The 16,651-nt window shown below is 70.8% G+C and carries 18 protein-coding genes; 6 read left to right on the forward strand and 12 right to left on the reverse strand.

Annotated elements, in window-relative coordinates:
- Positions 1-18 precede the first annotated feature (18 nt).
- Positions 19-624, forward strand: a complete 606-nt coding sequence (locus tag ACYQ77_RS04670) for a class I SAM-dependent DNA methyltransferase (RefSeq protein WP_459707708.1) — start codon at positions 19-21, stop codon at positions 622-624.
- Here ACYQ77_RS04670 and shbA read toward each other — a convergent pair.
- Entirely contained in the window at positions 621-1,220 is a 600-nt protein-coding gene (gene shbA, locus ACYQ77_RS04675; RefSeq protein ID WP_459708153.1) for an RNA polymerase sigma factor ShbA, read from the reverse strand. The two genes, ACYQ77_RS04670 and shbA, sit on opposite strands and share 4 nt — an antisense overlap.
- 321 nt (positions 1,221-1,541) lie before the next feature.
- Here shbA and ACYQ77_RS04680 point away from each other — a divergent pair, with 321 nt between their 5' ends.
- Positions 1,542-2,228 carry an ANTAR domain-containing protein gene (locus tag ACYQ77_RS04680; protein ID WP_459707710.1) on the forward strand — a complete coding sequence of 229 codons (687 nt, stop codon included), beginning with the start codon at positions 1,542-1,544 and terminating at the stop codon, positions 2,226-2,228.
- Positions 2,229-2,279: 51 nt separating this feature from the next.
- Here the strand turns inward: ACYQ77_RS04680 and ACYQ77_RS04685 are convergent, their stop codons facing one another.
- From ACYQ77_RS04685 to ACYQ77_RS04700, 4 genes are read right to left on the reverse strand one after another with little or no spacing between them, the layout of a single operon-like run.
- A complete protein-coding gene (locus ACYQ77_RS04685; RefSeq protein WP_459707712.1) occupies positions 2,280-2,942 on the reverse strand; it encodes a GntR family transcriptional regulator in 663 nt (220 codons plus the stop codon).
- A gap of 5 nt (positions 2,943-2,947) precedes the next feature.
- Positions 2,948-3,673 (reverse strand): maleate cis-trans isomerase family protein, encoded by a 726-nt coding sequence (locus ACYQ77_RS04690; protein WP_459707714.1) that lies wholly within the window; start codon positions 3,671-3,673, stop codon positions 2,948-2,950.
- 17 nt (positions 3,674-3,690) lie between these two features.
- The gene (locus tag ACYQ77_RS04695) at positions 3,691-4,470 is read right to left on the reverse strand and encodes a maleate cis-trans isomerase family protein (RefSeq protein ID WP_459707717.1); all 780 of its coding nucleotides are present in this window, start codon (positions 4,468-4,470) and stop codon (positions 3,691-3,693) included.
- Between the two features lie 11 nt (positions 4,471-4,481).
- Positions 4,482-4,976, reverse strand: a complete 495-nt coding sequence (locus ACYQ77_RS04700) for a DUF3830 family protein (protein ID WP_459707719.1) — start codon at positions 4,974-4,976, stop codon at positions 4,482-4,484.
- Positions 4,977-5,090: 114 nt separating this feature from the next.
- Between ACYQ77_RS04700 and ACYQ77_RS04705 the strand changes: the two genes are divergently transcribed.
- Together ACYQ77_RS04705 and ACYQ77_RS04710 are read left to right on the forward strand one after the other, a co-directional pair.
- The gene (locus ACYQ77_RS04705; RefSeq protein ID WP_459707720.1) at positions 5,091-6,086 is read left to right on the forward strand and encodes a D-2-hydroxyacid dehydrogenase; all 996 of its coding nucleotides are present in this window, start codon (positions 5,091-5,093) and stop codon (positions 6,084-6,086) included.
- Positions 6,083-7,480 carry an amidase gene (locus ACYQ77_RS04710; protein ID WP_459707722.1) on the forward strand — a complete coding sequence of 466 codons (1,398 nt, stop codon included), beginning with the start codon at positions 6,083-6,085 and terminating at the stop codon, positions 7,478-7,480. The genes ACYQ77_RS04705 and ACYQ77_RS04710 overlap by 4 nt, the downstream gene beginning before the upstream one ends.
- Positions 7,481-7,486: 6 nt before the next feature.
- Here ACYQ77_RS04710 and ACYQ77_RS04715 read toward each other — a convergent pair whose 3' ends face one another.
- On the reverse strand, positions 7,487-8,335 hold the full coding sequence (locus ACYQ77_RS04715) for a diacylglycerol/lipid kinase family protein (RefSeq protein ID WP_459707724.1): 849 nt from the start codon (positions 8,333-8,335) through the stop codon (positions 7,487-7,489).
- A gap of 182 nt (positions 8,336-8,517) precedes the next feature.
- On the opposite strand from ACYQ77_RS04715, the gene ACYQ77_RS04720 reads away from it, so the two are divergent.
- Both ACYQ77_RS04720 and ACYQ77_RS04725 read left to right on the forward strand, forming a co-directional pair.
- Positions 8,518-9,795: an acyl-CoA dehydrogenase family protein gene (locus tag ACYQ77_RS04720; RefSeq protein WP_459707725.1), complete on the forward strand. Its 1,278-nt coding sequence runs from the start codon at positions 8,518-8,520 to the stop codon at positions 9,793-9,795.
- Positions 9,792-10,985, forward strand: a complete 1,194-nt coding sequence (locus tag ACYQ77_RS04725; protein ID WP_459707727.1) for an acyl-CoA dehydrogenase family protein — start codon at positions 9,792-9,794, stop codon at positions 10,983-10,985. Before ACYQ77_RS04720 ends, ACYQ77_RS04725 begins: the two co-directional genes overlap by 4 nt.
- Positions 10,986-11,261: 276 nt before the next feature.
- On the opposite strand, the gene ACYQ77_RS04730 is transcribed toward ACYQ77_RS04725, so the two are convergent.
- From ACYQ77_RS04730 to kstD, 6 genes are read right to left on the reverse strand one after another with little or no spacing between them, the layout of a single operon-like run.
- Entirely contained in the window at positions 11,262-11,687 is a 426-nt protein-coding gene (locus tag ACYQ77_RS04730) for a hypothetical protein (protein WP_459707728.1), read from the reverse strand.
- Entirely contained in the window at positions 11,684-12,544 is an 861-nt protein-coding gene (locus ACYQ77_RS04735; RefSeq protein ID WP_459707730.1) for a MaoC/PaaZ C-terminal domain-containing protein, read from the reverse strand. Before ACYQ77_RS04735 ends, ACYQ77_RS04730 begins: the two co-directional genes overlap by 4 nt.
- Before the next feature lie 7 nt (positions 12,545-12,551).
- Entirely contained in the window at positions 12,552-13,562 is a 1,011-nt protein-coding gene (locus tag ACYQ77_RS04740; protein ID WP_459707731.1) for a 2Fe-2S iron-sulfur cluster-binding protein, read from the reverse strand.
- Entirely contained in the window at positions 13,555-13,878 is a 324-nt protein-coding gene (locus ACYQ77_RS04745) for a hypothetical protein (protein WP_459707733.1), read from the reverse strand. Before ACYQ77_RS04745 ends, ACYQ77_RS04740 begins: the two co-directional genes overlap by 8 nt.
- Positions 13,875-14,999: a Rieske 2Fe-2S domain-containing protein gene (locus ACYQ77_RS04750; RefSeq protein ID WP_459707734.1), complete on the reverse strand. Its 1,125-nt coding sequence runs from the start codon at positions 14,997-14,999 to the stop codon at positions 13,875-13,877. The genes ACYQ77_RS04745 and ACYQ77_RS04750 overlap by 4 nt, the downstream gene beginning before the upstream one ends.
- Positions 14,996-16,627: a 3-oxosteroid 1-dehydrogenase gene (kstD, locus tag ACYQ77_RS04755; RefSeq protein ID WP_459707736.1), complete on the reverse strand. Its 1,632-nt coding sequence runs from the start codon at positions 16,625-16,627 to the stop codon at positions 14,996-14,998. The genes ACYQ77_RS04750 and kstD overlap by 4 nt, the downstream gene beginning before the upstream one ends.
- Positions 16,628-16,651: the final 24 nt, after the last annotated feature.

The raw sequence follows: 16,651 nt of genomic DNA on the forward strand, positions 1-16,651 counted from the left end.
AAACGGCATGCTGGTGGAATGGTCAACCCCCCGCCGTTCGACCGGATCGGGAAGCGTTACGACGAGTCGTTCGTCGAGCGGGATGCGCAAGTTGCGGAAGGCAACTGGCTGATCGGCCAGCTGCCGCCGGGGGCGCGGGTGCTCGACCTCGGGTGCGGCAGCGGGCTGCCGACGTGCGGGCAACTGCTCGACGCGGGCGTCGACGTGGTCGGGGTCGACGAGTCCGCGGAGATGCTCGCGCTGGCCGAAGAACAGGCCCCTGGCGGCACGTACCTGCACCGCGATCTGCGGAACATCGCCGACCTCGGCGAGTTCGACGCGGCCGTCGCGTTCTTCTCGCTGATCATGCTGCCGAAGGCGGACGTCCCGCCGCTGCTGTCCCAGCTGCGCACCCAGTTGCGCGGCCCGAAGCTGCTGCAGATCGCGATGGTGCTCGGCGACTTCGACCAGTTCCCGATCGTCTTCATGGGGGAGCCGATCGCGGTGACCGCGTACCCGCCCGACGACCTGGCCCACGTCGTCGAGCGGGCCGGCTTCGAGTGCCTCGAGCTGAGCGAGGTCAAGGCCGAAGCCGAGAAGAACCGTCTGGAAGTCCAGCTTTTCCTGCGTGCGCGCGGGGTCTAGACCCACTCCGCCGGGCTGAGCGCGTTGCGGAGCTTGGCCAGTGCGCGGTGCTGGGTCACGCGGACGGCCGTCGGCGTGAGGCCCACCGCGGTCGCCGTCTCCTGCGCCGAGAGGCCCACGACGAGGCGCAGGACCAGGATCTCCCGCTGGCGGGGCGGCAGCGTCGCGAGGAGCTGGTCGAGGCGGTCGCGGAGGTCCGCCGCCATGATCTGCTGCTCGGGGCTCGCGCCGGTGTCGACACCGTCCGGCACGTCGGCCGCGGGGTCGGACCGGTCGCGGCCCGCGCGGCGGTAGTGGTCGGCCACCTTGTGCGCGGCGATGCCGTAGACGAAGGGCAGGAACGACTCGGGCTCGTCGCCGTAGCGGGAGATCGCGCCCAGGACGGCCATGCAGATCTCCTGGGCGACGTCGTCCGCCGACGAGAAGGCCGATCCACTGCGCCCGATCCGTGACCGACAGTAGCGAACGATCGCGGGCCTGATCCAGGCGAAGAGCGTCGCGACGGCTTCCTGGTCCCCCTGCATCGACGACGTCACGAGCTCATGGAACGCGGCGCTCTTGAGACGGGCGAAGATCTCAGTAGCATCCGATGACATAACCTGCGCACTCACGAGGCCTCCACGCACTTCCGCTCCCGCACGTGAGTGATACTCGTAAATTTCAACGGTCAACCAACAGAGTCCAAGGGCCCTGTTCGACGCCGTTGCGTGAGCAACTAGGCCGACCGTGCGTGTTCGCGGTTCGGACCGTGCGACGGCGATCACGGACCGTGACCGAAACTCGAAAATGATCTTGAAATGCCGGCGAAAGCGAATTCCCCGGGTTGTTGTCGGCGACCGGACAGGATTCTTGCCGAATGGTGACAGGGTGTTGGTGACCTGCCCCCGTAACTGATCACACGGTCGTAGTCTTACCCGGTGACCAGCAGGCCAGCCGAACAACTGGCGGAAACATTCGTCGAACTCGCCGACAGCTTGTCGGGCGAGTACGACCTCGACGGCTTTCTCCGGCTGCTGGTGAATCGATCCGTACAGCTGCTCGAGGTGCCCGCCGCGGGGGTACTCATAGTTGATCACGGAGTGGCCGCCTCACACGAACGGCTGATGCCCGTCCTGCGGCACGAGGTGAGCCCGCTGGCGGACTGCTCACGCGACGGCGAGGCGGTCGCGGTGCCGGACCTCGTCGAGGCCTCCACGTGGCCCGAGTTCACCGACGGCGCCCGCGGCGCGGGGTTCGCGTCGGTGCACGTGCTGCCGCTGTGCAGGCGCCAGGAGACGATCGGCGCGCTGGCGCTGTTCCGGGACGCCACCGGGGTCGCCGACGTGCGGCTGGCCAGGGCCGTCGCGGACCTCGCCGCGGTGGCCATCCTGCGGGCGCGGGCGCTGCGGCGGGCGGAGGTGCTCGCCGAGCAGCTGCAGCACGCGCTGGACAGCCGGGTGATCATCGAGCAGGCCAAGGGCGTGCTGGCGGAGCGGCTCGGGCTCGGCATGGACGCGGCGTTCGCCGCCCTGCGCGGCTACGCGCGCAGCCACAACACGCGCGTCAGCGAGCTGGCGTCGGCCATCGTGGACGGCACGTTCGACACGGACCTGCTGCGCGGCTAGCCCGGGCGCGTCGGCGGTCCTTCGTTGCGGTGGGGTGACCCGCGGGGCCCGTCAGGCCGGTGGCACCAGGCGGTCGATGGAGTCGAGCATGTGCGCCTCGATCAGGCTGAGCAGCTGCGGCTCGTCGCCGTCGGAGATGGCGTCCACCAGGGCGCGGTGCTCGGCGACCAGCTCGCCCGGCTCCGGGTAGTGCTGCTGCAGCGCGGCGAGGCACATCCTGGTCTCCACGAGCAGCGTCTGCGCCATCCGCTCCAGCCGCGTGTTGCCCGAGCAGCTCACCAGCGTCCGGTGGAACGCCTGGTCGGCGTCGCTCATGGCGTTGCGGTCCTTGCTCGCCGCCGCGGTGACCAGGTTGTCCAGCGCCTCCGACAGCCGGACCACGGCCTCGCCGCGGTTGCCCGACATGATCAGCTGGCACGACGTGCGTTCGATGGCCAGCCGCGCGAGGTAGATGTCCCGCACGTCCGACGCCGACAGGTCGATCACGAACAGGCCCCGGTGCCGTTCGCCACGCAGCAATCCCTCCTGCACGAGTCGTTGCATCGCTTCTCGCAGCGGACCACGGCTCACCGCGAACCGCGCGGCGAGCTCCGCCTCGCCCAGCTGCGTGCCCGGCGCGAAGACCCCGTACATGATCGCCGAGCGCAGCTGTGCCGCGATCAGTTCCGCCGTCGACTGCCGTGCCACCGGTTCGAGTTCGCCCAGCTCACTCATGACCCCTACTCCCTGGCAAACAACGCCCCCAGCCCGGCTCTCGGCGCCGTCTCGCCGACCAGCCGCAGCCCTTCCCACACGCTGACCTGGTTCGCCGTCAGCACCGGCTTGCCCAGCCGCGCCTCGAGGTCGGTCAGCCACGCGACGGTGTGCAGCGCCGTGTCCGGCACGAGCACCGCCTCGGCGTCGGCGTGGTCGTTCGACGCCACGAAGTCCAGCACCTCGTCCTTCCCGAGCGTGCCCACCTCCGCGGCCGTGACGATGCCCCGGCACGACAACGAGACCACGTCGATGTCGGCCGCCGCCAGGAACGCCGCGAACCGGTCCGCCACGTCCCGCGGGTACGTCGCCGCCACCGCCACGCGCCGCAGCCCCAGGTGCCGCACCGCGTTGACGAACGCGAAAGACGTGCTCGACGCGGGTGCCGCCGCGGCCGCCCGCACGCCGTCGACCTGCGCCGCCGCGCCGTCCCAGCCGAAGACGAAGCTGCCGGACGTGCACGCCCACACGGCCGCGTCCACACCCATGGCGGCGAGCGCCGCCGCCCCGTCGCCGAGGACGTCGGAGCCGCCGATGTCCAGCAGCGCGTCGACGCGGTGCGCGTCCTCCCGCATCAGCGTGTGCACCACCGGCAGCGCGACCGCCCGGCCGGACGCCGCGAGCAGGCGTTCCATGGCCGGGTACTCGTCCTCCGCGCTGTAACCGGGGTAAAGAAAACCGATGGCGGTCATCAGCGAAAACCCTATCGTCAGGCCGCGTGCGGCTGGGTGACCTGCGCGAGCCACTGACCGGCCGCCATCATCGGCGAGCCGATCGCGTGCAGCGCCGACCACATCGTCACCTGGTTCGCCGTGAGCACCGGCTTGCCCAGCCAGCTCTCGAGCGGGCCGATGATGTCGTAGGTCGGCACGTTCGTGCAGGAGATGAACAGTCCGTCCGCCTCGGGGACGTCGACCGCGGTGACCGCCTGGACGATCTCCGCGTAGCCGACCTTCCAGATGTGGTCGAGCAGGCCGAGGCCGACGCTGGAGACGACCTCGACGCCGTGCTCGGTGAGGAACGACAGGAGCCGGTCGGTGACGCTGTCGATGTACGGGGTCACCACGGCGATCCTGGTCAGGCCCAGCGCACGCAGCGCCTGGACGAGCCCGCCGGACGTCGTGGTCGCCGCGGGCGCGCCCGCGGACATCATGCTGGCGTGCAGCGCACGCTCCCCGTCGGCGCCGCCGACGAAGCTGCCCGACGCGCACGCGTACGTCACCACCAGGGGTTCCGGTGCGAGCACGTCCTTGGTCGCGCGGCGCACCCGGTCGGAGTCCGACAGCTCGCTCGCCATCTCGATCGTCACCGGGACCGGCACGAACGGCAGGCGCGTCATGTACAGCGAGATGTCGTCCGGCGCCCACCGCCACAGCTCGCGGTCGAGCGCGAAGTCGAACGGCGCGACCACGCCGACGCCGCGCTGGGTGACGAGTTCCGGGCCGATGATCTCCAGGGGGCCTCTGCCGTCAGCTCTGTCGGACACCATGACGGCCCCCATCAGCCGTCGTGCCGTTGGTACACCAGCCGCTCACCGACGCTGCCTGACCGCCAGACGTCGTTGCAGGCCTCCGCCATCGCGTCGAGACCCGTCACGATCGTGGCGTAGACGTTCCCGGGGACCCAGCCGACGTCGCCGTTCAGCAGGATGTTGTTGCGGCCGTAGAAGATCGCGAGGTCGATGACGCCCGGCAGCTTCTCCAGGCCCTTCTCCTCCTTGAAGGCGCGGTCGAGCATGCCGCCGTGGAAGTCGAAGAAGACCACGTCCCCGGGGATCGGCGTGACGGTGGGGTTCTCGAGGCCGATCGGCTCGTCGATGAACCGCTCGACCATCGTGTAGATCTCGTTGCGCGCGTACTTCGCGTGGTGGACGGGACCGGCGTGCGGCAGGTTCTCCCACACCGCGTCGCACGTCCTCGGCGCGTCCTTGTCCAGGAGCTGGGCCACGCACGACACGCCACGGCGCTCGAGCGTGATCGTCATGAATCGTGACATGGGCACCCCAATGCAGCACCGAGTAGGAGGGTGGGTGTGGTGTTTTCTCCGCGGGCTGCGACGGCCGCGCCGATTGTTGACAATCATACGAGCGGTACTTAGCGTGTCAATCCCATGTCAGCTGGTAAATCCGCGACCGTCGTCGTGCTCCACGCCCACTCGGGCGACACCGCCCGGCCCACCGGGATGACCGAGGTGGAGGCGCTCGCCGAGGTCCGGTACGTCACCGCGGACGGCCTGGCCGGCGCGCTCCCCGGGGCCGATGTCCTGCTCGTGTGGGACTTCCGCGCGAGCACCCTCGCGCAGGCGTGGCCGGTTGCGGACAGGTTGCGCTGGGTGCACGCCGCCAGCGCGGGCGTCAACCATGTGCTGACACCCGACGTGGTGGCGAGCGATGTCGTCGTCACCAACTCGCGGGGCGTTTTCGACGAGCCGATGGCCGAGTACGTCCTCGCCATGGCCCTCGCCCTGGCCAAGGACCTGCCGACCACGCTGCACCGGCAGCGCGAGCGCCGCTGGCACCACCGCGAGACCGAGCGGCTCGGCGGCAAGCGCGTGCTCGTCGCGGGCACCGGCCCGATCGGCAGGGCCATCGGCCGCAAGCTCGCCGCCGCGGGCATGAAGGTCACCGGGCTGGGCCGCACCCCCCGTGCCACGGACCCTGATCTGGGTGAAGTGCTCCCGATGTCGTCGCTGTCCGACGTTCTCCCCGACATGGACTGGGTGGTGCTCGCCGCCCCGTTGACGGACGAGACGCGGGGCATGGTCGACGCCAAGGCGCTGGCCGCGATGAAGCCGACCGCGCGGCTGGTCAACGTGGGCCGCGGCCCGCTCGTGGTGCAGGACGACCTCGTCGACGCGCTGCGCGGCGGCGCGCTCGCGGGCGCCGCGCTGGACGTGTTCGTCGACGAACCGCTGCCGGCGTCCTCGCCGCTGTGGGAGATGCCGAACGTGGTCGTCTCGCCGCACATGTCCGGGGACGTGGTGGGATGGCAGGCGGAACTGGTAGCACTGTTCCTCGACAACCTCACGAGGTATCTGGACGGCGAGCCGTTGCGCAACGAGGTCGACAAGGCGCGCGGGTACGTCCGTGGGAAAGGAACTCCATGACCGCTGGGACGACCGCGACCGAGCTGCTCGCCGAATACCGCGCAGGCCGCATCTCCCCGGTGGAAGCCACCACCGACGCCCTCGCCCGGATCGACGAGCGGAACGCCGACGTCAACGCGTTCTGCCTGGTGGACAAGGAGAAAGCGCTCGCGGATGCCGCTGCCTCCGAGGCCCGGTGGCGGGCGGGCGAGCCGAAGGGCCTGCTCGACGGCGTGCCCGTGTCGGTCAAGGACATCCTGCTCACGCGCGGGTGGCCGACCCTGCGCGGCTCCCACTCCATCGACCGCGACCAGCTCTGGGACGTCGACGCCCCGGCCGTCGCCCGGCTGCGCGAGCACAACGCGGTGATCATCGGCAAGACCACCACGCCCGAGCTGGGCTGGAAGGGCGTCACCGACAGCCCGCTGACCGGTGTCACGCGCAACCCGTGGGACACCACGAAGACCGCGGGTGGCTCCAGCGGCGGCGCGTCCGCCGCGGTCGCCTCGGGCATGGGCACGGTCTCGCTCGGCACCGACGGCGGCGGCTCGATCCGCATCCCCGCGTCGTTCTCCGGCGTCTTCGGCATCAAGCCGACGTACGGGCTCGTGCCGATCTGGCCCGCCAGCCCGTTCGGCACGCTCGCGCACGTCGGCCCGCTGTCGTGGAGCGTCGCCGACTCCGCGCTCGCGCTCGACGTGATCACCGGCGCGGACGCCCGGGACTGGTCGGCGGGACCGCGCCCGGAGCGGTCGTTCGCGGCCGCCGCGGCGTCGGGGGCGGCGTCGGGCATCGCGGGCATGCGGATCGCGTTCAGCCCGACCCTCGGGTACGTGCGGGTGGACAACGAGGTCGCGGCGCTGGTCGCGGCCGCAGTGAAGGTGTTCGCCGAGCTCGGCGCGGTCGTGTCGGTCAGCGACCCCGGGTTCGCCGACCCCGTGGCGGCGTTCCACGTGCTGTGGTTCTCGGGCGCCGCCGCGTCGACGGCCGCGCTCACCGACGAGCAGCGCGAACGGCTCGACCCGGGCCTGCGCGAGGTGTGCGAGCAGGGCGCGAAGTACACGGCCGTGGAGTACCTGGAGGCGACCGCCACGCGCGCGGCGGTCGGCCGGACCATGGGCGAGTTCCACGAGCACTACGACCTGCTGATCACGCCGACCATGCCGATCCCCGCGTTCGAGGCGGGCGTGGAGGTGCCGCCGGGGTCGAACGCGACGCGGTGGACCGGCTGGACGCCGTTCACCTACCCGTTCAACATGACGCAGCAGCCCGCCGCGACCGTCCCGTGCGGCTTCACCTCCGCCGGGTTGCCGGTGGGGCTGCAGGTCGTGGGGCCCCGGCACGCGGACGCGCGGGTGCTGGCGGCGTGTGCCGCGTTCGAGCTCGCCCGGCCGTGGCGTGCGCGGATGCCCTGACGCCGGTCAGGTGCGCACGACCCGCACCCCGCCCGGCAGCACCGTGAAGCGGGCCGGGTCCGGGGTGCGCAGGTCGCCGTCCACGTTGAACTCGGTGCCCCTCGGCACGTCGACCTCGATCGCGTGGCCACGGTGGTGCGGCACGTCCTCCTGCTGCGTGAGCATGCCGCGGCGCATGCGGTAGCCGTGGCGCACCAGCGCGAGCCGGGACGCGGCGGGCACGACCGCGACGTCGAGGTGGTCGTCGTCGTGGCGGGTGCCGCCGATGTTGGCGCCGCCGCCGAACGCGCCGGTCACCGCCACGACGACCTGCCACGCGTCACCGTCGAACACCACCTCGCCGTCGCAGCGCACGCGGCATGGGAGGTGCGGCGCGGTCAGCCCGGCCCGCACCGCGCCGAACGCGTAAGCGAGGGCGCCGAGCCGCGCCTTGTGCGGCTTCGCGAGCTTGCTCGCCACCGCGGACAGGCCGGCCGCGGCGGCGTTGACGAACGGGTGCCCGCCGACGAGCCCGATCTCCCGCCGCTCCGTGCGCGCACCGGGGTCCGCGGCGAGGCGGCAGGCCGCCGCCAGGTCCGTCGGCAGGTCGAGGGCGTTGGCGAAGTCGTTCGCGGTGCCGGTCGCGAGGACGGCGAGCGGGACGCCCGCCGTGTGCGCGGCCCGCGCGGCGGGCCCGATCGACCCGTCGCCACCCGCGACGACGACCCGTTCGGTGCCCTCGGGCAGCGGGGCGTCGACGTCGTCGATGTCCCGGTTCTCGACCTCGGCGCCGGCGTCGGCGAGCAACCGCCGGATCCGGTCCCCGTCGGTGCTGCCGCTGCCGGACTTCGGGTTGGCCACGAGGACGATGCGCACCCGGACATTCTGGGCGTGGCACGCGGGGCCCGCACGACGGCCGGTTTCCCGTGACGTGCTTCACCTGCGCGATGCGGTGGCCTACTCTAGAGTAGGTAGCGTTATTTAACTCCCGAGTAGGTAGGGGTGGTTCGGTGTCGGCCAGCGAGGGTCTTGGCGCCAAGCCCCACAGGCGTAATGCCATGGGCGCCGTGATGTCCGTGCTCAACCGGGTGGCCGGGGCTCCGGTCGTCGAGCGGCTGGGGCTGAAGAAGTCGGTGGACCGGACGCTGTACCAGGCGACGAAGACCGGTTTCCGCACCGCGGGCGCCGCGACCCGCACCTTCACGGCCGCGAAGAAGCTGGGCGCGCCCGCCCGTCCGCCCGCGGTCGCCGACAGCGGCGTGTTCGACCTGACGCCCACCGACGACCAGCAGATGATCCAGGAGACGGTCCGGGAGTTCGCGGCCGAGCGCCTGCGCCCCGCGGCCGCTGCCGCCGACGACAAGTGCGCGCCGCCGGAGGAGCTGCTGTCGACGTCGGCCGAACTGGGCATCACGCTCCTCGGCGTGCCGGAGGAACTGGGTGGCGTGGCGACCGAACGGTCGACCGTGACCAACGTGCTGGTGGCGGAGGCCCTCGCGACCGGGGACATGGGTCTCGCGCTGGCCTGCCTCGCCCCGGCGGCGGTGTCGAACGCGCTCGTGCTGTGGGGGAACGAGGAGCAGCAGGCGACGTACCTGCCCGCGTTCACCGGTGACGACGTGCCGGCCGCGGCGCTCGCCATCCAGGAGCCCACGGCGTTGTTCGACCCGTTCTCCTTGCGCACCAAGGCGTACCGCACCGCGGGCGGCTTCCGCCTGACCGGTGTCAAGTCCCTGGTACCGCGCGCCGCCGCGGCCGAGCTGTTCGTCGTCGCGGCCGATGTGGACGGTCGCGGGCCGGCGTTGTTCGTCGTGGAGTCGTCGTCGGTGACGGTCGAGTCCGAGCCCGCGATGGGCTTGCGGGCCGCGGGCACCGGCCGGGTGCTGCTGGACCAGGTGAACGTGCCGGCGTCCGCGTTGCTGGACGCGGACTACGCGGAGTGCGTGCGGCTGGCGCGGCTGGGCTGGTGCGCGCTGGCGGTGGGCACCGGGCAGGCGGTGCTGGACTACGTGATCCCGTACGTGAACGAGCGGGAGGCGTTCGGGGAGCCGGTGTCGCACCGGCAGGGCGTGGCGTTCAAGGTGGCCGACATCGGCACCGAGCTCGACGGGATGCGCCTGGTGACGTACCGGGCGGCGGCGCGTGCCGCGAACGGGCTGCCGTTCGCCCGCGAGGTGGCGCTGGCCAGGAAGCTGTGCACCGACAAGGGCATGGCGATCGGCAGTGACGGCGTGCAGTTGCTGGGCGGCCACGGTTTCGTGAAGGAGCACCCGGTGGAGCGGTGGTACCGCGACCTGCGGGCGGTCGGCGTGATGGAAGGCGCGGTGCTGGTGTGATCAACCTCGAGGTTCCCCGCAAGCTGACCACCCTGGTCGACCAGGCCCGCCAGGCGGCGATGGCCTTCCTGCGCCCCAACTCCAGGAAGTACGACCAGGCGGAGCACACCTACCCCAAGGAGCTGGACACCCTCGCGTCACTGCTCGACGGCCTGAGCGCCTCGGGCGGCGGCGCGGGCGCGGGCGGCGTCCGCCGGTCCGGCGGGAAGGGCCCGTCCACGGCCAACATGTCCCTGGTCCTGGGCACGATGGAGATGTGCTGGGGCGACGCGGGCCTGCTGCTGTCGATGCCCAGGCAAGGTCTCGGCAACGCGGCCATCGCGTCGGTGGCGTCGGAGGAGCAGCTGGCGCGCTACAAGGGCAAGTGGGCCGCCATGGCCATCACCGAGCCCGACACCGGCTCGGACTCGGGCGCCATCAGGACAACCGCGGTCCGCGACGGCGACCACTACGTCCTCAACGGCGAGAAGATCTTCGTGACCTCCGGCGAGCGAGCGGACTGCGTCGTGGTGTGGGCCACCCTCGACCGGTCGCTGGGCAAGGCCGCGATCAAGTCGTTCGTGGTCGACCGCGGCACGCCCGGTTTCGAGTTGGTGCGCCTGGAACACAAGCTCGGCATCCGGGCGTCGGACACCGCCCACTTCCGGCTCGACAACTGCCGCGTGCCCGCGGAGAACCTGCTGGGCAGCCCGGAAATCAAGACGGAACAGGGTTTCGCGGGCGTCATGCAGACGTTCGACAACACCAGGCCGCTGGTGGCCGCCATGGCGGTGGGCATCGCCCGCGCCGCGTTGGAGGAAACACGCCGCCTGCTGACGTCCACGGGCGTTTCGATCGACTACGACAAGCCCGCCAACCTCCAACACGCGGCGGCGGCCGCCTTCCTGGACATGGAAGCCGACTACGAGTCGATGTACCTGCTGACTCTGCAGGCCGCGTGGATGGCGGACAACCGCAAACCGAACTCCCTGCAAGCTTCGTACGCGAAGGCCAAGGCAGGCCGCTCAGCGACGGCGATCACGTTGCGATGTGTGGAACTGTGCGGGTCGCTGGGTTACGCGGAACACGAGCTGCTGGAGAAGTGGTCCCGAGACGCCAAGATCATGGACATCTTCGAGGGGACCCAACAGATCCAGCAATTGATCATCGCCCGCCGTTTGCTGGGGAAGACAAGCGCGCAACTCAAGTGACCTGCGGATGGGGGTCTCTCGGAACGCCTGCCAGATCATCTCGCCCAGCGCCGACGGCTCGAGGTTGACTTGCCAAAGCCGGGCAACAAGAGTGCCCGGCGGTTGGCTCGGAGAACGGCAGAGGTTGGTCCGTGTACGAAGCCAACAAGAGCCAAATGCGTTGCCCATGCTGCGACCAATCCGTGAGAAAGAAAAAGGATGGTCGGATGCGTGTTCACAACGACGGAAATCGTGAATGCAAAGCATCTGTGGCCAATCGAGGATGACGAGTTACCGTTACGGGCTGCCCTCCGGCACGCGGTGCATCACGGCGGCCAGGTGCGCCTGGTAGTCCGACAGGCTGGTGCCGGACAGGGTGTCCACGAACTCGTCGTCGTACCGGGCCAGCAGGATTGCCAGGTTGTAGACGAGCATGCCCGTGTACCCGAACAGTTCCTGCAGCACCCTGACGACGGACAGCATCGTCGGGATGAGGGTGGTGCGGAAGTGGGGCCCGCCCGTGAGGAGGGAGATTTCGTAGTTGTACGCCTCGTACTCGAGCGCCCCGTCGTTCTCCTCCTCGCACCTTTCGAGCGTCAGGCGCGTGCCGAGCAGGAGCGCGTCCTCCAACGGCAGACCGCAACCCAGCGGCGGTGCCAGCTGGGCGGCGAGGGCGGGCAACTCCAGCGACGACCGGAAGCAGTACTCGACCGACACGCTCATCGGACGGTGAGCATCGTCTCGTCGAGGACCACCTCGTCGTTGCGGTTGATGGACGTGGTCACCGCCTGGTAGCCCTTCGGGGTGCGCCAGATGCGCACTCGCAGCGTCTCGCCGGGGTAGACCACCCCGGAGAAGCGGGCCGCGAACGAGCCGACGGCGGTGACGTCACCGTCGAGCATCGAGTCCACTATCGCCTTGCAGACCATGCCGTACGTGCACAGGCCGTGCAGGATGGGGCGGTCGAAGCCGGCCTTCTCCGCGAACTCCGGGTCCGCGTGCAACGGGTTCCGGTCGCCGCACAGCCGGTAGAGGAGTGCCTGCTGCGGGAGCGTCGGCACCTCCATCACCACGTCGGGGCTGCCCTCCGGCGGGGGGAGGCGCAGCGCGGGCCCTCGGGAACCGCCGAAACCGCCCTCGCCGCGGGCGAAGATGCCCGTCGTGGTCGTCCACAGTGGAGTTCCAGCCGGGTCGACCACCTCGGACTCCTGGACGATGACCGCCGCCTTCGTCTTGTCCCACACGTCGGCGATGCGGGAGCGGGCGGTCGCGCGGCCCGCGGTGGGGAGGCGGGTGTGCACGGTGATCGACTGGGTGCCGTGCAGGACCTTCGACAGGTCGATGTCGATGCCGGGGAAGGTCACCGCGGGCGGCTCGAACATGCGGAAGTTGGGCGCGACCACGCCGAACGTCGGCAGCACCTGGAGTCTGTCCTCGAGCACGTACTTCAGCTCGTACGGCTCCGTCGGGTGCCCGCCCGCGCCGACCGCCAGGTGGTACAGCAGCACGTCGCTGCTGGTCCACGCGAACTCGGTCTTCCCCAGGTCCGCTCCGACGGCGACCTCCGGGTCGATGGGCATCGGCACCTCATTCGTAGCTGATCTCGACCTCGTCCGTCACCGGCAGGGACTGGCACGCCAGCCGGATGCCGTCCGCGAGGTCCTCCTCCTCGAGGACATCATTGTTCAGCATTTTGACGTCGCCCGACACCAACCGACACGCACACGCGCTGCACGCACCCTCCCGGCACGAGTACGGCGCGTCCACCCCGCGCGCCAGCAGCAGGTCGAGCAGCTTGGTCTCGGCGGGCCAGTCGAACCGGTGTTCGGTGCCGTCCAGTGTGACCTTCACCGCCGCGGTCCGCGCCGAGGTCGCCGCCGCGGGCGCCGCCTGCTCGAACGGGTTCGCGCCCAGCGACGTGAACCGCTCGACGTGCACCCGTCCACGCGGCACGTCCACAGTGGACAAGGCAGACCGGACGGCCGTCATGTACGGGGCCGGGCCGCAGACGAACGCCTCGTACGCCGCGTACGGCCGCGCCAGCTCGGTCAGCGCCGCCGCGGTCGGCAGGCCCTGCACCGACTCCAGCCAGTGGTGGACCACCAGCCGCGACGGGTGCCGGGCCGCGAGCTCGGTCAGGGCACGCGCGAAGATCACCGACCGTTCGTCGCGGTTGGCGTACACGAGCACGACCCGGCCGCTGCCCGCCGCCAGCGCGGACTTGACGATCGACATCACCGGGGTGATGCCGCTGCCCGCCGCGAACAGCAGCAGGTCCTCGTCCAGCGACGACGGGGTGAAGATCCCCGCAGGCGCGAGCGACTCCAGCTCGTCACCGGCCGCGACCGAGTCGCAGATCCAGTTCGACCCGTAGCCGTCGGCCGTGCGCTTGACCGTGACCTGCGGGAACTCGTCGGTGTGCGGCGAGGAGGACAGCGAGTAGCAGCGGGCGACCGAGCCGCAGCGGTCGCTGGGGATGCGCAGCGTGAGGAACTGGCCGGGCCGGTAGCCGAACCCGGGTGCGTCGAACACGACCGAGCAGGCGTCGGCCGTCTCCTGCACGACCTCACGGACCCGCAGGCGGTGCGCCTCACTCATCCGGCACCGCCACCGCGCCCTCCGCGACGGCGTGCTCGATCGCCTCCCGCAGTCGCGGGCACGTGTCGATCCGCGCGGACAGCTCGCCCGCCGCCACCCGCGCGGCGAACTCGGGGCACGTGTCCGCGGGTGACGACTGCCACTGGATGCTCGTCTGCATCCGGCTCGCCTTGCGCACCAGCACTTCCGTCGTGCACACCGCGCAGCTGACGGGGGTCAGGCCCGCGGTCAGGAACTCGTGCTCGTCGGCGAGTGTCCCGATCGGGTCGGTGTGCGGCGGTGCCTTCGCCCACGACGACGCGGCCCACGACGTCATCCCGCGGCCTCCTGACGTGCCAGGTTCTCCGCGACCTCCCGCTCCCACACCTCGTTGGCGCGGGTCGTGTCCACCTCGAACTCGAACCGCCGCGTCATCTCCTCGGTCACGTCCGCGACGTCGACGTAGAACTGCTCGTACCACCGGCGCAGCTGGTAGACCGGGCCGTCCTCCTCGCACAGCAGCGGGTTGTCGATGCGGGTCTTGTTCCGCCAGATCTCCACGTCCTGCAGGAACCCGACGCCGAAGCTCTTCGCGAGCTTCGCGGCCACCTTGTCCGCCTTCTCCGTCGGCAGGCCGGGCAGCTTCTTCACGCTCACGCCCCACTGCAGCACGAACGAGTCGGCGGTGACCGGGTAGTGGCAGTTGATCAGCACGGTCTCGATGGTGGTGCCGTGGTAGTCCTGCCACAGGTCGTTGATCATGTAGGACGGCCCGTAGTACGAGGCCTCCGACTTGAGCGTCACGTCGTCGGCCGAGTACGACCCGGCCGAGACGTCCGGGCGGCCGCGCGAGTTGAGGTACTGGGTGGCGACGTGGCCCTCGAACACGTTCTTGAAGTACGTCGGGAACGCGAAATGGATGTAGAAGAAGTGGGCCATGTCGACCATGTTGTCGATGATCTCGCGGCAGTTGGAGCCGTCGATCCGCACGGTGTCCCAGGTCCACTCGCTCCACTCGGGACCGGACGCGCCGCGTGCCTCGGGGATCACGACGTCGTCGGGCGGCGGGTTGCCCTCGGGGTCGTGCCACACGAACAGCTGCTTGTTGCGTTCGAGCGTCAGCCACGACCGGGTCCGCGCACGCAGCGGGATCCGCTTGGCGTAAGGGATCTGGACGCACTTGCCGCTGCCCGACCAGCGCCAGTCGTGGAACGGGCACGCGATCGCGTCGCCCTTGACCGTCCCCTGCGACAGGTCGCCGCCCATGTGCCTGCAGTACGCGTCGAGCACGTTCAGCGTGCCGTCCCCGGTCGCGAAGACGACCAGCTTGGTGCCGAACGCCTCGATCGCGTGCGGAGTACCGTCGCGGAACGGTTCCGCGAGCCCGAGGCAGTGCCAGCCGCGGGCGAACCGCGCCCGGGGTGCGCCGACATCGATCGTGCGGAAACCCTGTGTCATCGCTTCGCTCCCATGTCGAGTGCCGCCAGGTACCCGAACACCATCGCCGGGCCGAGCGTCGCGCCCGGTCCCGCGTACGTGCGTCCCATCACCGGCGCGCTCGCGTTGCCCGCCGCGTACAGTCCCTCGATCACGCTGCCGTCCTCGCGCAGCACCCGCGCGGCGGTGTCGGTGCGCAGCCCGCCCTTCGTGCCGAGGTCGCCGGGCACGACCTGGATCGCGTAGTACGGCGCCCTGGTCAGCGGTGCGAGGTTGGGGTTCGGCCGGTTGCGCGGGTCGCCGTAGTACCGGTCGTACGCGCTCTCGCCGCGGTGGAAGTCGGTGTCCACACCGGACTCGGCGAACCCGTTGAACCGGGCGACGGTCGCCCGCAGCGCGTCGGCGGGGACGTCGATGTCCTTCGCCAGGGCGTCCAAGGTGGACGCGCGCCGGACCGTGCCCGCCTTGTACCAGCGGCCGGGAAAGGGCTGGCGCGGCCCGAGACCGGCGAAGATGTACCGGTTGCGGTAGTTCTGGTCGGCGATCAGCCACGCGGGGACGCTGCCGGTGTCGTACATCGCGTGCACGGCGTCCACGTAGGGCGCGGCCTCGTTGACGAACCGCTCGCCGCGCTCGTTCACGAGGACGCAGCCGGGCAGGCTGCGTTCCGCGAGGCAGAAGTACGGCCCGCGCGGCAGCATGATCGACGGGCCCCACCACGCGTCGTCCAGCAGCGCGACCGCGGCGCCGAGCCGCATGCCGGCCTCGATGCCGTCGCCGGTGTTCTCCTCCGCGCCCACCGTCCACTCGGTACCGATGGGCGCCTGCTGGTACTCCTTGCGCATCCGCTCGTTGCGCTCGAACCCGCCGGACGCCAGCAGCACGCCCCTGGTCGCGTGGATCGGGCCGGACTCGGTCTCCACACCGACGACGCGGTCGTTCTCGACGACCAGCCCGGTGAGCGGGGTCGACAGGAGCACCGGCACGTCGAACCTGGCGAGTCCCGCGCGGAGCCCCGCCGACAGCGCCTGGCCCATCGTGAGGAGACGCCTGCGCATGACGAGGGAGAGCGCCCTGCGGCCCGCGACCCGCGCGGTGCGCAGCATGCCGCGCGGGTGCCGGGCGACGAGGTTCATCCACCGGTAGTCGGCCTGCGTGACGGCGATGCCGGTGGGCGCCTTGAGGTACGGCGGGGTGAGCCGGTCGGCCTCGGCGCCGAGGACGGCCGCGTTGAGCGGGCGCGGCTCCAGCGACCGGCCCATGGGCAGGCCGCCGGGCGCCTCCGGGTAGTAGTCGGCGTAGCCGTTCACCCAGCGCATGCGCAGGGGCGTGTTGGCGAGGACGAACCGCAGCATCTCCGGTCCGTGCTCGAGGAACGCGGTGCGCATGGCGTCGTCGACGACGTCGCCGGTGATGTGGGTGAGGTAGGCGCGTGCCTGCTCGGGCGTGTCGGGCACACCCGCCGCGAGCAGCACGTCGTTGTTGGGGATCCACACCCCGCCGCCGGAGCGTGCCGTCGAGCCGCCGAAGGTCGGCGCCTTCTCGATGAGCACGGTGCGCAGACCGCGGTGTGCCGCGGTCAGCGCGGCGGTCATGCCGGCCGCTCCGCTGCCGACAACGACCACGTCGTACGTGTTCATGAGACTCATACTAGAACAGGTTATAGTTTTTGC

It is taken from the genome of Actinophytocola sp. KF-1 (assembly GCF_054661535.1).

Bases quoted from the DNA above. Each gene is read 5' to 3' on its own strand.
- ACYQ77_RS04710 (WP_459707722.1), top strand. From the start codon at position 6,083: ATGACCGCTGGGACGACCGCGACCGAGCTGCTCGCCGAATACCGCGCA.
- ACYQ77_RS04695 (WP_459707717.1), bottom strand. From the start codon at position 4,470: ATGGTGTCCGACAGAGCTGACGGCAGAGGCCCCCTGGAGATCATCGGC.
- ACYQ77_RS04730 (WP_459707728.1), bottom strand. From the start codon at position 11,687: ATGAGCGTGTCGGTCGAGTACTGCTTCCGGTCGTCGCTGGAGTTGCCC.
- shbA (WP_459708153.1), bottom strand. From the start codon at position 1,220: ATGTCATCGGATGCTACTGAGATCTTCGCCCGTCTCAAGAGCGCCGCG.
- ACYQ77_RS04685 (WP_459707712.1), bottom strand. From the start codon at position 2,942: ATGAGTGAGCTGGGCGAACTCGAACCGGTGGCACGGCAGTCGACGGCG.
- ACYQ77_RS04745 (WP_459707733.1), bottom strand. From the start codon at position 13,878: ATGACGTCGTGGGCCGCGTCGTCGTGGGCGAAGGCACCGCCGCACACC.
- kstD (WP_459707736.1), bottom strand. From the start codon at position 16,627: ATGAGTCTCATGAACACGTACGACGTGGTCGTTGTCGGCAGCGGAGCG.
- ACYQ77_RS04670 (WP_459707708.1), top strand. From the start codon at position 19: ATGGTCAACCCCCCGCCGTTCGACCGGATCGGGAAGCGTTACGACGAG.
- ACYQ77_RS04750 (WP_459707734.1), bottom strand. From the start codon at position 14,999: ATGACACAGGGTTTCCGCACGATCGATGTCGGCGCACCCCGGGCGCGG.
- ACYQ77_RS04740 (WP_459707731.1), bottom strand. From the start codon at position 13,562: ATGAGTGAGGCGCACCGCCTGCGGGTCCGTGAGGTCGTGCAGGAGACG.
- ACYQ77_RS04700 (WP_459707719.1), bottom strand. From the start codon at position 4,976: ATGTCACGATTCATGACGATCACGCTCGAGCGCCGTGGCGTGTCGTGC.
- ACYQ77_RS04720 (WP_459707725.1), top strand. From the start codon at position 8,518: ATGGGCGCCGTGATGTCCGTGCTCAACCGGGTGGCCGGGGCTCCGGTC.
- ACYQ77_RS04690 (WP_459707714.1), bottom strand. From the start codon at position 3,673: ATGACCGCCATCGGTTTTCTTTACCCCGGTTACAGCGCGGAGGACGAG.
- ACYQ77_RS04705 (WP_459707720.1), top strand. From the start codon at position 5,091: ATGTCAGCTGGTAAATCCGCGACCGTCGTCGTGCTCCACGCCCACTCG.
- ACYQ77_RS04735 (WP_459707730.1), bottom strand. From the start codon at position 12,544: ATGCCCATCGACCCGGAGGTCGCCGTCGGAGCGGACCTGGGGAAGACC.